Source organism: Paenibacillus sp. V4I5 (genome assembly GCF_030817255.1).
Classification (GTDB): Bacteria; Bacillota; Bacilli; order Paenibacillales; family NBRC-103111; genus Paenibacillus_E.
On sequence record NZ_JAUSZB010000002.1, the window covers coordinates 6,168,924 to 6,182,659 of the forward strand.

Annotated in this window: 14 protein-coding genes; 13 read left to right on the forward strand and 1 reads right to left on the reverse strand. The window is 42.8% G+C overall.

The window, feature by feature from the left end:
* Positions 1–4: 4 nt before the first annotated feature.
* The 10 genes from ntrB (at position 5) to QFZ78_RS30370 (ending at position 9,282) form a co-directional block, all read left to right on the forward strand.
* The gene (gene ntrB / locus QFZ78_RS30325; RefSeq protein WP_307553082.1) at positions 5–859 is read left to right on the forward strand and encodes a nitrate ABC transporter permease; all 855 of its coding nucleotides are present in this window, start codon (positions 5–7) and stop codon (positions 857–859) included.
* Between the two features lie 4 nt (positions 860–863).
* Positions 864–1,685, forward strand: coding sequence for an ABC transporter ATP-binding protein (locus QFZ78_RS30330; RefSeq protein WP_307553083.1), 822 nt, complete (start codon positions 864–866; stop codon positions 1,683–1,685).
* Between the two features lie 45 nt (positions 1,686–1,730).
* Positions 1,731–1,928 carry a twin-arginine translocase TatA/TatE family subunit gene (tatA, locus tag QFZ78_RS30335; RefSeq protein ID WP_307553084.1) on the forward strand — a complete coding sequence of 66 codons (198 nt, stop codon included), beginning with the start codon at positions 1,731–1,733 and terminating at the stop codon, positions 1,926–1,928.
* Positions 1,929–2,036: 108 nt separating this feature from the next.
* The gene (gene tatC / locus QFZ78_RS30340) at positions 2,037–2,771 is read left to right on the forward strand and encodes a twin-arginine translocase subunit TatC (RefSeq protein WP_307553085.1); all 735 of its coding nucleotides are present in this window, start codon (positions 2,037–2,039) and stop codon (positions 2,769–2,771) included.
* A 33-nt stretch (positions 2,772–2,804) separates the two neighbouring features.
* A complete protein-coding gene (cynS, locus tag QFZ78_RS30345) occupies positions 2,805–3,248 on the forward strand; it encodes a cyanase (protein WP_307553086.1) in 444 nt (147 codons plus the stop codon).
* A gap of 182 nt (positions 3,249–3,430) precedes the next feature.
* Positions 3,431–4,255 (forward strand): response regulator transcription factor, encoded by an 825-nt coding sequence (locus QFZ78_RS30350; RefSeq protein ID WP_307555954.1) that lies wholly within the window; start codon positions 3,431–3,433, stop codon positions 4,253–4,255.
* A complete protein-coding gene (locus tag QFZ78_RS30355) occupies positions 4,245–6,044 on the forward strand; it encodes a cache domain-containing sensor histidine kinase (protein ID WP_307553087.1) in 1,800 nt (599 codons plus the stop codon). Before QFZ78_RS30350 ends, QFZ78_RS30355 begins: the two co-directional genes overlap by 11 nt.
* A gap of 72 nt (positions 6,045–6,116) precedes the next feature.
* Positions 6,117–7,460, forward strand: a complete 1,344-nt coding sequence (locus QFZ78_RS30360) for an ABC transporter substrate-binding protein (RefSeq protein ID WP_307553088.1) — start codon at positions 6,117–6,119, stop codon at positions 7,458–7,460.
* A gap of 78 nt (positions 7,461–7,538) precedes the next feature.
* Positions 7,539–8,423, forward strand: coding sequence for a carbohydrate ABC transporter permease (locus tag QFZ78_RS30365; protein ID WP_307553089.1), 885 nt, complete (start codon positions 7,539–7,541; stop codon positions 8,421–8,423).
* Positions 8,424–8,439: 16 nt separating this feature from the next.
* Complete coding sequence (locus tag QFZ78_RS30370; RefSeq protein WP_307553090.1) at positions 8,440–9,282, forward strand: carbohydrate ABC transporter permease; 843 nt, start codon at positions 8,440–8,442, stop codon at positions 9,280–9,282.
* 86 nt (positions 9,283–9,368) lie between these two features.
* Here the strand turns inward: QFZ78_RS30370 and QFZ78_RS30375 are convergent, their stop codons facing one another.
* Positions 9,369–10,982 (reverse strand): glycoside hydrolase family 2 protein, encoded by a 1,614-nt coding sequence (locus QFZ78_RS30375; protein ID WP_483874834.1) that lies wholly within the window; start codon positions 10,980–10,982, stop codon positions 9,369–9,371.
* A gap of 205 nt (positions 10,983–11,187) precedes the next feature.
* On the opposite strand from QFZ78_RS30375, the gene QFZ78_RS30380 reads away from it, so the two are divergent.
* From QFZ78_RS30380 to QFZ78_RS30390, 3 genes are all read left to right on the forward strand, one after another.
* The gene (locus QFZ78_RS30380) at positions 11,188–12,015 is read left to right on the forward strand and encodes an AraC family transcriptional regulator (RefSeq protein WP_307553092.1); all 828 of its coding nucleotides are present in this window, start codon (positions 11,188–11,190) and stop codon (positions 12,013–12,015) included.
* A 93-nt stretch (positions 12,016–12,108) separates the two neighbouring features.
* Positions 12,109–12,603: a CYTH domain-containing protein gene (locus tag QFZ78_RS30385; protein ID WP_307553093.1), complete on the forward strand. Its 495-nt coding sequence runs from the start codon at positions 12,109–12,111 to the stop codon at positions 12,601–12,603.
* A gap of 411 nt (positions 12,604–13,014) precedes the next feature.
* The gene (locus QFZ78_RS30390; RefSeq protein WP_307553094.1) at positions 13,015–13,725 is read left to right on the forward strand and encodes a response regulator transcription factor; all 711 of its coding nucleotides are present in this window, start codon (positions 13,015–13,017) and stop codon (positions 13,723–13,725) included.
* Positions 13,726–13,736: the final 11 nt, after the last annotated feature.

Below are 13,736 nucleotides of genomic sequence, written 5' to 3' on the forward strand. Positions count from 1 at the left end.
CGCGATGAGTAAGCAAATGGAACAAAGTGTCACGCATACGGTGTTATCAGCGAAACGTCTCGCTTTCCCCCCCCACTGGAAGAACGGCCTGACGAACGGGCTGCACAAGACAGGTTACTTGATCGGGAGCATGGCGCTCCTCATTCTGTTGTGGGAGGTGACGAGCCGCTTCTCAGGTAAAGCACTTCCTGGTCCCATGAGTACGCTAGCCACTTTCTGGGAGCTTGTCGCCAACCCGTTTTATAACTACGGACCTAACGATAAGGGGATTGGGCTGCAGTTTGTCGCCTCGCTGATGCGGGTGTTCACCGGATTCCTATTGGGCGCGCTAGTTGCGGTGCCGCTAGGGATCGTCATGGGTGCGACGCCATTCTTTAGAAATCTCTTAGGCCCGATTGTCCAAGTGCTCAGACCAGTGTCCCCGTTGGCCTGGTTCCCCATTGGGCTGGCCGTATTTCATTCGGTTGGTCCGGCCACGATCTTTATTATCTTCATCACGTCGCTGTGGCCGACGGTCGTGAACACTGCCCTCGGCGTCGCGTCGGTTCCTAAGGACCACCGAAACGTAGCTGCGGTCTTCCGCTTTTCGAGATGGAAGTACCTGACAAAGGTGCTTATTCCCTTCTCTTTGCCGTATATCCTTACCGGTCTGCGGCTGAGTCTTGGAATCGCCTGGATGGTGATCGTCGCAGCAGAAATGCTTTCAGGCGGAACTGGTATCGGGTTCTTCGTCTGGGATAGCTGGAATGCGCTCAGTCTGGAACGGGTCATCTCCGCTATCGTGCTCATCGGCCTAGTCGGTCTTGTTTTGGATCGAGGCTTTCATTATATCGAAAAACGATTCAACTATGGGGGGTGACGGAATGTCCTATCTGAGCTTAGAGAACATCAGCAAGGTATATCCAACAAAGAAGGGCGATTTCCAAGTCCTCCAAAATATCAACTTGAACATCGAAAGAGGAGAGTTCGTTTCCTTGATCGGACACTCGGGGTGCGGTAAATCGACGATTCTCAATATCGTCGCCGGACTGGAGAAACAAACGACCGGTAAGGTACTCCTGGGCGGGTCGCCTGTTACCGGTCCCGGTCCCGACAGAGGCGTCGTCTTTCAGAACTACTCTCTCTTGCCGTGGCTCACGGTATGGGGGAATGTTTACGAGGTTGTAGACGCCGTTTTTCCCGATCGTTCACGGGTTGAAAAGAACGCTATTGTCGAGCATTATCTCAGTGTGGTCGGATTGTGGAAGCACCGGCATAAGCGGCCAGATGAGATCTCCGGCGGTATGAAGCAGCGCGCAGCCATTGCACGCGCATTCGCGGTTGGCCCCCAGGTGCTTCTTCTTGATGAACCCTTCGGCGCGTTGGACGCACTCACGCGGGCCAGTCTTCAAGATGAGCTTGTCAGCCTGTGGAAGCCCACGGAAGACGGTAATGGCGATGACAGTTCTAAGGGCGGTACAGATACCGTTATCATGGTGACCCACGATATTGATGAAGCGATTCTTTTATCCGACCGGATCGTAGTGATGACTAATGGCCCGTCCGCAACCGTGGAGACGGTCATCACCGTTCCGATCAAACGTCCCCGTGTACGGCGCGAAGTGATTCATCAGTCCGTTTATAACGACCTGAAAGATGAATTGCTGGAGTATCTTCACGGCAAATCGGCCGTTGAAATGAGGTAAGACACCAGTAAGTCTAGATGACATTATACATGGAGGGGTGACAAAATGATAAGTAATATAGGGGTTCCCGGTCTGATATTAATTCTCATTATTGCTCTTGTCATTTTTGGGCCACGCAAGCTGCCTGAGATTGGCAGTGCTTTCGGAAGGACGTTGTCGGAATTTAAAAAAGGTTCCCGTGAGGTCTTTCAGAGTCTTGATGAAAAGGAAATAGAAGGGAAAACATCTGATCACAAAGTATGAAAAATGACTTAAAACATGAAAAATGTGGGGACGGAATCATAAGTCCCTTCATTTTTTTAATGGTAACGTTTAAAGCTAGCATGACTGGAAAAGAGATGGGGGCGACAGATGATGGATAAAACAATGTCATTGGTTGATCACATGGAAGAGCTTCGTATACGTATCATCGTTAGCGGAGTTGGCTTTCTTGTGTTTTTCCTCTTTTCTTTTTTATTCGTGGGGGATATTTATCAATTTCTCATAAAGGGTGTCAATGGAAAATTAACGATTCTCAGTCCAGGTGATGTGGTTTGGGTGTATTTCGCAATAGCTGCCACTTCTGCACTGTGTTTGACGATCCCTTTAATCACATACCAAGTATGGAAATTCATGGTTCCGGCGATGCCTGAGAATGCAAAAAAAGCCACGCTCGCGTTTATTCCTGGTTTGTTTTTTTTGTTTATTACGGGCCTAAGTTTTAGTTTCTTCATCCTCTTTCCAATGGTCATGAATTTTTTGATAGGGTTGGCGGAAAATCAGTTTCAAACGATGTATACAGTGAGCGGATATTTTACATTCATGTTTAGATTAACGGTTCCCATCGCTGTATTATTTGAACTTCCAGCGGTTGTCATGTTTTTGACATACCTTGGGTTGCTCAAACCACAACTGCTAAGAAAATCGCGGAAATATGCCTACTTCATACTCATCGTAATGTCGGTTGTTTTGTCACCTCCCGATTTATTGTCCGATGTTCTCGTTATTTTACCGATGTTATTACTGTATGAAATCAGCATCCTGTTATCTGCAGGGGTAATTCGTAAACAAGTCAAAACGGGACTAACCCAAAAGCAGTTGGTATAACCCTTATCTGTTTATATCGGAGGTTGTGTGAAGATGGACAGAACAAACAGCACAATGATTATTTTGCGGGCTAAAGCCGAGAAGAAGCTATCTTGGCAGGAAATTGCTGAGCGAGTCGGGGCAGCTGAGGTTTGGGTTGCGACTGCTTTATTGGGTCAAGCGACGATGGCACCTGAGCAAGCAGCCAAAGTCGGTGAAATCTTGGCGTTGAGTCCGGAAGTTACTGCTTCGTTGACGATACCTCCGTTTCGCGGGAACGCCATACAGATGCCCCCTTCGGAGCCAGCGTTATATAGGTTATATGAGATTATCATGGTGTATGGTCCTGCTTTTAAAGAAATTCTGAACGAGAAGTTCGGGGATGGTATTATGAGCGCCATTGACTATGAGATGCATATTGACAAGAGAGAAGATCCGAATGGCGATCGTGTAATCGTCACATTAAACGGCAAGTTTCTGCCGTATAAGAAGTTTTAAAGCATAACGATTATGTGTCTCATGGCACACCGAGTAGAAGCGCTTCTCGTCCAAATGGATGAGGGCGTTTTTGGCATATTTATTATAAATTAAACTTGGTGGCAAATATTCATTGATCTATTAAACAAAAACAATGATAATGAACTCACTTACTTCAGGTGGGAGGATTATACGTGATTAGGATGATTATTGCTGATGATGAGCCGATCACTCGAATGGGCTTGCAGTCTTTAGATTGGGAAGAAGAAGGCTTTGATTTAGTAGGGTTAGGGGCTAATGGATTGGAGGCACTTGAGCTGATTCGAGCTGTTCATCCAGATCTAGTATTGACTGATATTAAGATGCCTGGTATAGACGGACTAGCCTTAATGGAGCTGATACAAGTAGAGAATCCATCCATCAAATGGGTGTTTATTACGGCGTACCACCAGTTGGATTACGCAATGTCAGCAATAAAATTGGGGGCAGTCGGTTTTGTATTAAAACCTACCGATCCAGATGAAATCATGTTGGCTTGCAGAAAAGCTAAACAAGTGATTCAAGAAGACCGTCAGCGAAATGCGTTAGAGCTTGGTCTGCGGCATCAGCTGAAGGAATATTCGTTTACCCTGCAAGGCATGTTGGTACCGGATAGTGATATATCAAAATTAAATGAAGTGATTGCTCAAATCATTGAATATATAGAATTAAATTACATGCAGGAAATGACCATTGCCAAAGTTGCGGACATGCTTCATTATCATCCAGATTATTTGAGCCGCTTATTTAAGAAGGAAACGGGAGAAAACTTCTCGGATACACTCACCCGAATTCGTATGCAAAAAGCTGTGGATATGCTAGCAGACCCCCAGGTTAAAGTATTTGAAATAGCTAGTCGGGTGGGAATTCGAGATTCCAGGTATTTTGGACAAATGTTTAAAAAACATTATGGGCAAACGCCAAACGATTTTCGTAAGCAATTATTTGTTAGGCATGATGAACGAGGTGGACACTTAAATGATGCGTAACCAGCCAGCAAGCAGGTTGCGGCAATGGATACTAGACATGAAGATTCAAAAAAAATTACTAGTGTCCTTCCTTATTTTGAACCTTATTCCATTAGCTGTGATCGGCACGTTAACTTATCAAAAATCTCGATCGCTCATACAGGAAAAAACAAACGCTTACACCACTGATTTGTTAACCGAAGTAAGCAAAAATATTGAATTCAAGATGAAGGAAGTCAAGCGGGTGTATTATTCCCTTTTTACGAATAAAGAAATAAGGGATGCTCTTAAAAAAGCCAATCTAGGCTTTCAGAGTCAGTTGGAATATTTAGACGAAATCAACAAAATTAAGCTCTTGTTGGATGGTGCCATCATTGATAGCGAAGACATACAGGACATCAGCCTTTACGCTTTAAATAAAGATGTCTTTCCATCCGGAAATGTCTTGAAATCCAATGATTTGGACATACACGATTGGGATGTACTGAAAGAGAATGAGGGCAATTTAGTTTGGATGAATACGAACCCCAAGCAGCTAACGATTACAGCTAGAAGTTCTATGTTTGATGTAGGAAACCTGAAGAAAATCGGTTATTTTGAACTTCATCTTAAAGAAGACGCTTTATATTCGGTTTTTGCGCAAACGAAATTAAACAATGAAGGCGAAATGTATATTATCAATCAGAATGGAAGAATCATTTCACATTCGAATAAATCCTTGATCAATACGACCCCCGATTACCCGTATATAAATCGCGTGTTGCATGGACCTGAACAAGATCATACTAGCGAGATGATGGACGGGATTAACTATATCATTACTTATCATGCCATCGGGAATACCGATTGGAAGATCGTCAGTGTCATTCCGGATGCTAAATACTCCCAAACGTCTATTGAATTGAAAAATTGGATGTTTGTTATCTTCATTATCTGTATTGTCGTTGCTTTATTAATCGCCTATTTTGTGTCGAACAGTATATCTAAACCTATTCGTCAGCTCTCCGCGATGATGAAAGACGTGGAGAAAGATCGCTTTGATATTCAATTTAATTACAATTCCCGCAATGAGATAGGGGTTATGAGTCGAAACTTTAACCGGATGATTGATCGTATTCATCATTTAATCAATACCGTTTATCAAGAGGAATTGTTGAAACAACAGTCGCAGTTAAAATACTTAATGTTCCAAATTAACCCTCATTTTCTCTTTAATACACTAGAAACAATCAATTGGCTTGCGCGCATGAATAACGTTCCTGAAGTAGGGAAATTATCCAAAGCGTTGGGTGATTTAATGCGGGAAGGAATCAAGGGAAAAGAGTACATTCCCCTCGACAAGGAATTGGACAACGTCAATAAGTATGTCTATATTCAGCACTATCGATATGGAGATAAAATTACCATTTCTATCGACATAGATGCGATGGCGCTGCCCTTGTTAGTTCCGCGATTTATTCTGCAGCCGTTGGTGGAAAATGCGATTATTCATGGTATGGAAATGAAGATTGACCAAGGGCTTATTGATATTCGCGGTTTTTTTGAAGATGACTTATTTATCATCACCATAAGTGATAACGGAAACGGTATCGAGGCTGAAAGACTAGCGCAGATTCGGGAAAATTTGCAAGTGACTGTTGATGATTCAGGTATGGGGATTGGATTGATTAATGTCCATCAGCGGGTTCAATTGCATTACGGAAAGAGATTCGGCTTGCAGATTGATAGCTTTATAGGGCAAGGCACAGTGATCACGTTAACCTTACCGCGAAAAGATGAGAAGAGGTCGGCAGATTCAACCAAGAAGTAGGCAATACCGCATACTCGTTTGAACCCATTTCATCTAAGCTTAGATTGTAAAACATGATAGAGGAGGGTTTAAATGAAAAAGGTTAAAAGGCTTTCAGCATCAATCACTACTATTTTTGCACTCACTGCAGTATTGTCTGCTTGCGGGACCGAGAAAGCAAGTGAGGCACCCAAAGCTAGTGATGCTCCAAAAGTAACAGAAGCGGCTGCAAAGCCAAAAGATAAGATAAAAATGAAAGAATTTGATTGGTTAGAGCCGGAAAACAAAGGGATCAATATTCAGAAAGATCTGCTTGCAGAATTTAATGCAAGAACAGATGTGAACGCGACTTTTGAAGTATCACATCTTCCTAGTACAGCTTTTTATCCGAAATTAAATGCTCAAATCGCTGGAAATGAAGCGCCGGATGTGTTCACTCTGCATGCTGCCGGAAAATTAAAAACGTATGCGGATTCAGGAAAAGTGCTGGCGCTTAATGAATATCTGGATAAAGATCCAGCGTGGAAAGATCGCTTTATCTCTGGAGCGTTTAATTTATTAACATTCAATGACAAAATTTATGGTGTTCCGGTTAATTTCGCGGCAGCTACTATGTACTACAATAAAGACATTTTCAAAAAGTATAAACTTGAGGTACCTAAGACGTACGATGAGTTAAAGCATGTGATTGATGTGTTGGTTAAAAATAAAGTGACACCGATTGCCATGGGTGCCAAAGATGCTTGGGTTAGTGCCTTATTTAGTGAATTTGTAGCCAATCGGATTGGCGGCGACGCACCATTTAATGCATTAATGGAGGGCAAAGGAACTTGGCTTGATCCTTCTTACATTGAAACAGGGCGTGTATTGCAAGAATTAACAAAAATGAAGGCGTTCCCAGAAGGGTTCCTTAGTATCGACAACAGTGCAATGACGAGCATGTTCCAAAATGGGCAAGCGGCCATGATGGTTACTGGCAGTTGGGCAATCAATACGTTGGTAAATACCGATTCCAAGGTGAAGGATGTCGTGGGCATTGCTAAATTCCCAACATTTCCGAATGGAAAAGGGGATATTGACACTTGGTTGGGTCAACCTGCATTTAACTTAGTGATAAGTTCAACGGCAAAAGACAAAGAAGCAGCTGTTAAATATCTGAAAGTATGGTCCGAGGACAAAACACAAAAACGTGTTGGTGAAGAGCAAGGAGACATTCCAGCTACTAAAGTTACTTTAGATCCAGCTAAAGTGCCAGCGTTAAGTAAAGAATTAAAAGATCAAATGTCCACAATGAAAGGGATGTTCATCTTTTATGATGTGGGACTGGGTGCGAAGATTGGGGACGAATATAACAACACGATCCAATCTATCTTAGCAGGCAAATCACCGGAAGATGCGTTCAAGAGCTTGCAAGCTTATACGGAGAAAAACCGCTAGATCAATAAAATTTTCTTATGGGTGGGGGAAGATATTCTTCTCCCTTTTTTCATCAAAACAATAATGGAGTGGTTGTTTATGGATAAAATGCTGAGAAAAGGCTCGACTATTGCATTCTTTATAACCCCTGCCCTGTTTCTATATTCGGCTATTGTTTTCATCCCCATCATCGCATCGATTTATTTGAGCTTTTTTGATTGGGATGTTCTGAATCCGATGAAGTTTATAGGGTTGGACAATTATACGCGTATGTTTTCAGATGATGATATTTTTTTTATAACGATCCGTAACGTGTTATTTCTCTTGGTGACAAGTTTGGTGATTCAACTGCCATTTGGTTTTTTTCTGGCCTTGATTCTGACAGGAAACGTACGAGGGAAAGATTTCTTTAAGCTTGTTTTCATTATGCCAGCATTCCTATCGAGTGTCGCCGTGGGTATGATGTGGACATTTATATATCATCCGCAGATCGGTATTATTAATAATTTACTTGATTGGCTGGGGCTAGATTCACTAAAGCACCTGTGGTTGTCTGAACCCAAAACGGTGATGTGGGCAGTTACAGCGGTTGTATCTTGGCAATTTATTGGGTATACCATGATCCTGTTCATTGCTGCGATACAGAATATTTCCGAGGAAATCTATGAGGCCGCGCGTCTTGAAGGTGCTATCGGATGGAAATTGGTATGGCATATCACCATGCCATTGCTTAAACCGATTATTAAAGTGAATGCCATTCTCATTTCTATTGGTTCCTTAAGGTTTTTTGATCTTGTTTATGTCATGACGGGTGGGGGACCTGCCAATGTATCACAAACACTGGTCGGTTATTTGCAAAAACGTTCTTTTGGTCAGTTGGAATATGGCTACGGTAATTCATTAGCTGTCATCTTACTAGTTATGTGCTTAATCGTTACGTTTGTTATTAATAAATTAATTTCTACCAAAGATATCGAAGATTAAGGAAGGAGGTACGCGTATGGAGCAAGGTTCAAAAATGATTCGCCCCATTCAAAAGCTGTTCACTTATTTATTTTTGGGATTAGGGACGCTTGTCTATATTTATCCTCTGTTTTGGCTTATTGTAAATTCACTCAAGAAAACACCGGAAATTTTTGAACGTCCTTGGGAACTTCCACTGCATTGGCTGTGGGGAAACTACATAAATGCATGGATTACAGGGGGGACAGGCCGTTATTTTTATAATTCGGTACTCGTTACGACGGTCACTTTACTTCTAGTCTTACTAATAGGTTCAATGGCCTCTTTTGCGATTATTAAATTAAAGTGGAAAGCATCGAAAGGCACATTAGTTTATTTTCTGATCGGTTTGATGGTTCCGCTGCAAGCAACACTCATTCCTTTGGTTATATTCTTCTCTAAATTAAATCTGATGAATTCGCAAATCGGCTTGATTCTTATTTATGTTGCCTTTGCTCTACCTACATCGGTGCTGGTGCTAAGCGGTTTTATGAGTTCCATTCCCAAAGAAATTATGGAAGCGGCCATTATTGATGGCTGTACGGTTTACGGTGTTTATTGGCGAGTTTTGATGCCTTTATTAATACCGGCGCTTATGACGGTTGGCATTATAAACTTTGCTGGAATCTGGAATGAACTACTGGTTGTACTAACATTCATTAACGATGCCAATAAAATGACACTTCCTATTGGACTTTTGAGTTTTCAGGGTCAATACGCAACGGATTTTGCACCGATGTTTGCGGCCATTGTGATGACAACCCTTCCGTCAATCCTTGTAATCTCCATTTTCAATAAACGGATTATTTCTGGTATAACAGCGGGATCACTCAAAGGCTAGTCCATACAAACGGGAAGCAAAAAAGACGTTCAAACCGGGTGATTGCCTGGTTTGAACGTCTTTTCTACGATTTTACTTTTTAGTAGCTAATTCTTAGATCGATAAATTTCCTTCACCAATCGGTAAGCCAGCTTAGGCTTGCGATATTCATTGAGCAGCCCCTTGTTGTTAAAACTCCGCGCCCGATCACGGAAGTAAGGACGGTCACTGCGCACATCGACGCGAATGTCGGCGAAGTGCCAAATCAGTGTGCCGACGATGCGGGGATCCTCGCGGAAGATCTGTAAAGCCTGCTGCACAACGTCAGCTTGATAATCTTCACTGAACAAGCGTGGCTCCCAGCCTGCATCTCCGAAGATGCCAGCAGCGCCAAACTCGCTCATGATGACGGGCTTACCACTGGCGCCTTGTGATTCTGCATTTTGATAATACTGCTGAAGCATGTCACGGAATACGTTCACGTTTCCTTGATACCAGCCGTAATATTTGTTGATTCCGATGACATCGAAATAGGATAGCACAATGTCTTCCTCAGGATGCATCGTGGCGTACGTAACTAGGCGGCTGGTATCCATGCTGCGAATTTTGCTAACGAATTTCTTAGTAAGCGTAAGTGCTTCATCCGTGCGAGTATCTATTTCGTTATGGGCCCCCCAGAAAATGATCGAAGGGTGATGATAATCACGGCTTATCATTTCGTCTAACATTTGCAAGCCGCGTTCTGCGAATAGGGGACTAGCCAGCGTTTCTTTGCTCATAAAACAGCCCCACATCGGGATCTCGCTCCACAGGAGCAGGCCATGCTCATCAAGCAAATCGATCCAGAACTGGGTTTGTGGATAGTGTGAACCGCGAACGATGTTGCAGCCCATATCGGTCAAAATATCCAAATCCTTCAGCATGAGCTTAGGCGGAAAAGCAAATCCCCATTCGGGATGCTCTTCGTGTCGATTCACTCCTTGCAAATACAGCGCTTTGCCATTTAGGAGGATTTGGCCGTTATGGACTTCTATGGTGCGGAATCCTGTCCGATCGATAAGATCATCTTCTCCTGCTTGGACCGTGAACATATATAATTCGGGATGTCCAACATCCCATTTACGGATGTTTTCGAGGCTTCCTCGGAGCGAAAGCTGTGAAGATTGGCCCGCCGCGATATGGACAGGTGATTCTGAGAAAGCTAGTCCTTCTGTAGAGGCACTAACAATAATTTGACTATCAACCGAGCTCAAGGAGTTTAACTTTACTTCCAGCTGGATATCTGCGGTATCGCCCTCTAGTTGATAATCGATTTTCAAAGATTCAATATAAACATCAGGAAGCTCCTGAAGCTCGACAGAACGTATGATTCCACCATAAGAGTACCAATCTGCGATATCTGTGGGCAGTGTCTGCCAATCAAGGGTGCTGTCTACACGAATAATTAATTCATGCTTTCCCTTCGCTAGATGAGGGATGACCTTGGAGAACTGGGTGTAGCCGCCAAAGTGGTAACCGAGGTGATGACCGTCAACATAAACATCGGCATGATGGAGAATTCCTTCAAAGCACAGTCGAATATTGGCTTCCTGTGCGGTGTCGAAATACGTGCGATACCACGCAGCGCCGATATAATCGTAATAGCCTAATTCGTTATTCCAGCAAGAAGGAACCACAAGCTTTCGGGAATCGGATGGAAACTTGGCATGCCATTGTTCCATTATCCCTACATTTCCTGGATCCGTTATGAAGTCCCACAATCCATCAAGAAGTCGGGTATGGCGTAGAGAGTGTTGTTGAAAAGTACGAATCAAAGGAAAAGCCCCTTTCATGTATGTTTAGTAAAGCGTATCATGGAAGAAAGGCTATTTTCTATGGATAAAGAACTTTAATATTTGTCAAAATCGCTTTGAAGGTGGTGAATGAATGGAAACGAAAGAGCACCGGATGTATCATCTTCGTCTGACCTATGAGAAGCTTCCTGTTCCAGGCTGGAAAGACATTCGGAATACAACAGATGTTCATTCTTTTTACTGGATTATGAGTGGAGAAGGAGAATTTACACATTCATTTGATGAAGAGATACTGAAGGTACAATCGGGTATGCTCTTCTACTTAAAGCCGGGTTTTACGTTGACCATGACATCATCTGTGGAAAAACCGCTCTATATTCGTATGCTTCTGTTTGATGCTTTCGACATCCCCTATGAGAACCAAACCTGGCTGCAGCCCGTTCATTTGGACTCACTTCAATTGCCTTTTAATAAGTTGTATTCTCCGGAGCAAGCAGTCTGGATTCAAGAGCAGTTCAAGCAGATAGGGACGTTACAGAGCCCAGACCCGCACGAAAGACAGGCTGAATTCCAATATGTCCTTTCACGATTGATTCATTTCATGAGGGATACGAACACGTCAACGGACCCGTATATGAAAGCATTTCAACAAGCGAAGTTTTGGATAGAAACCTGCTATAATCGGCCCCTGAGGATGGAAGAACTCGCGCGAACATTCCATATCTCCGTCTCCCAGTTACGAAAAATGTTCATGCAGCAAGTAGGCGTTTCACCCAAAGAGTACTTGAACCGGATTCGCAATGAGAAAGCCAAAACACTGCTGCTGCTAACAGAAGAACCCATGAAAGCTATTGCAACTGCATGCGGATTTGCCGATGAATTTCATTTTGGTAAAATGTTTCGGGCGTGGAATGAGGTATCTCCAGCTCGATTCCGATCTTTGAATCAGTCTAATCGATGAGAAGGGGGAAAGCTTCCTTTAGGGGAGTCTTTTTCATGATAGCGTGGTAAAATGATGAAGAAAACATGATTTATTTGGAAAGGGGTCACACCAATGAGTGCCGAAATCGAAAGAAAGTTCCTATTACCCGCGTTCCCTGCGGCTGAACTGGACAATAATGAGATAACGCTAGTTTCAAAGCAGTACATCTATCAAACCTATTTGGCCTTCTCGGAGGATCAAGAAATCAGAGTGCGCCAGCTGGTGGATAGTTCTGGATTGTCGCATTTTACACATACGTACAAATCGGGACATGGCTTGGTTCGGGAAGAGATTGAATATAACATATCGGAGCCTATCTATAAGCAGCTGCTTGAACGTACGGGGTTAATCCCATTGGAGAAGATTCGCACCACGGTTGATGTTCAGGGGCTCCATTTTGAAATTGATGAATATAAACAAGTAGATCTCCTGGTTGTCGAGGTCGAGTTTCCAGATGTTGAAGCTGCGCGGCTCTTTAAAGTACCTTCATGGTTTGGGAGAGAGTTGGGAGCGGAGGAAGAATTCCGAAATAAGTCTATGTGGGTAAAACTGCAAACGAAACCATAAGAAATAACGAAGTTGGTTCGATTTCCTTAAATGATTGCCATGAATAGCAAGCATGTCTGAGAGAATATGTAACAACTATAAGATGAAGGCCTAGTTTATGACCCGAGTGCGGTCAGAGCTTGGTCTTTTCACTTTTTTCAGAAGAGTGGAAGTGTTAGATTCATTAGTGAAGTATTAGGAAAAATAATGTTTAGCACCGGTAGAAGCAAGCGAAGTACCCGAGATTTTTGATAGAATTGCATGCAATCGAATTGCGAATACATAAGAGTCATCCTAACGCCATGACAGGGACTATCGGTTCTGTGGCGTTTTTGTTTTTCATATTTCTGGTAAAAAATAGTGTAGACCTGCCATAATTCGACATATTATAATAGGTGAGAGAAACAAAATAGGTATAAAGGAGGGGTATTAGTGATTAAGGTGCTTATTATCGAAGACGACATCATTATTGGACAAATGATAAGCATGTATCTTTCGGAAGATCAATTTGAAGTGAAGCAATCCGTAAATGGACATGACGGTTTGAGGGAAATCATTCATTTTCAGCCTCATGTGATTTTATTAGATCTTGTTTTGCCAGATTATGAGGGGTTAGAGCTATGCGGGGCCATTAGGGGGCTAAGTTCCGTTCCTATTATTGTGATATCGACAAAAACAAACATTAAGGAGAAGGTAGAGGCCTTTAATATTGGGGCTGATGACTATCTTTGTAAGCCATTTAGCATGCAAGAGTTAAAAGCACGGATCAAAGCCTCGCTTCGTATGGCGGACATACAGGTTCCTGCTTGCGGTGTGTCGGAAGGGACAGAATCAGAGTCACAATATCCTGACTTTACTCTGGATGTAGAGCGCAGGTTGATTGTGATCAAAGATCAAAAAATTGATATCACCAATTCGGAATTTGAAATTATGAAACGTTTTATTCACTATCCTGGCAGAGTGTTTAGACGCGATGAGCTCATAGATACTTTATATCGGATGGGCGAAATCGTGAATGATCGCGCCATTGATGTACATATTACGAATCTCCGTAGAAAAATAGAACAGAATCCAAAGGAACCTCAGTATATTAAAACCGTCTGGGGTGTTGGTTATAAATTTGTGCATCTTTCAGCGATTTAAGGTGTGTAATT

What these genes read in the sequence shown, in the direction of transcription:
- tatA (WP_307553084.1), top strand. Translation starts at nt 1,731, where the DNA reads ATGATAAGTAATATAGGGGTTCCCGGTCTGATATTAATTCTCATTATT.
- QFZ78_RS30385 (WP_307553093.1), top strand. Translation starts at nt 12,109, where the DNA reads ATGAGTGCCGAAATCGAAAGAAAGTTCCTATTACCCGCGTTCCCTGCG.
- QFZ78_RS30350 (WP_307555954.1), top strand. Translation starts at nt 3,431, where the DNA reads ATGATTATTGCTGATGATGAGCCGATCACTCGAATGGGCTTGCAGTCT.
- QFZ78_RS30370 (WP_307553090.1), top strand. Translation starts at nt 8,440, where the DNA reads ATGGAGCAAGGTTCAAAAATGATTCGCCCCATTCAAAAGCTGTTCACT.
- QFZ78_RS30375 (WP_483874834.1), bottom strand. Translation starts at nt 10,982, where the DNA reads ATGGAACAATGGCATGCCAAGTTTCCATCCGATTCCCGAAAGCTTGTG.
- QFZ78_RS30355 (WP_307553087.1), top strand. Translation starts at nt 4,245, where the DNA reads ATGATGCGTAACCAGCCAGCAAGCAGGTTGCGGCAATGGATACTAGAC.
- QFZ78_RS30330 (WP_307553083.1), top strand. Translation starts at nt 864, where the DNA reads ATGTCCTATCTGAGCTTAGAGAACATCAGCAAGGTATATCCAACAAAG.
- QFZ78_RS30360 (WP_307553088.1), top strand. Translation starts at nt 6,117, where the DNA reads ATGAAAAAGGTTAAAAGGCTTTCAGCATCAATCACTACTATTTTTGCA.
- cynS (WP_307553086.1), top strand. Translation starts at nt 2,805, where the DNA reads ATGGACAGAACAAACAGCACAATGATTATTTTGCGGGCTAAAGCCGAG.
- QFZ78_RS30380 (WP_307553092.1), top strand. Translation starts at nt 11,188, where the DNA reads ATGGAAACGAAAGAGCACCGGATGTATCATCTTCGTCTGACCTATGAG.
- QFZ78_RS30365 (WP_307553089.1), top strand. Translation starts at nt 7,539, where the DNA reads ATGGATAAAATGCTGAGAAAAGGCTCGACTATTGCATTCTTTATAACC.
- tatC (WP_307553085.1), top strand. Translation starts at nt 2,037, where the DNA reads ATGATGGATAAAACAATGTCATTGGTTGATCACATGGAAGAGCTTCGT.
- ntrB (WP_307553082.1), top strand. Translation starts at nt 5, where the DNA reads ATGAGTAAGCAAATGGAACAAAGTGTCACGCATACGGTGTTATCAGCG.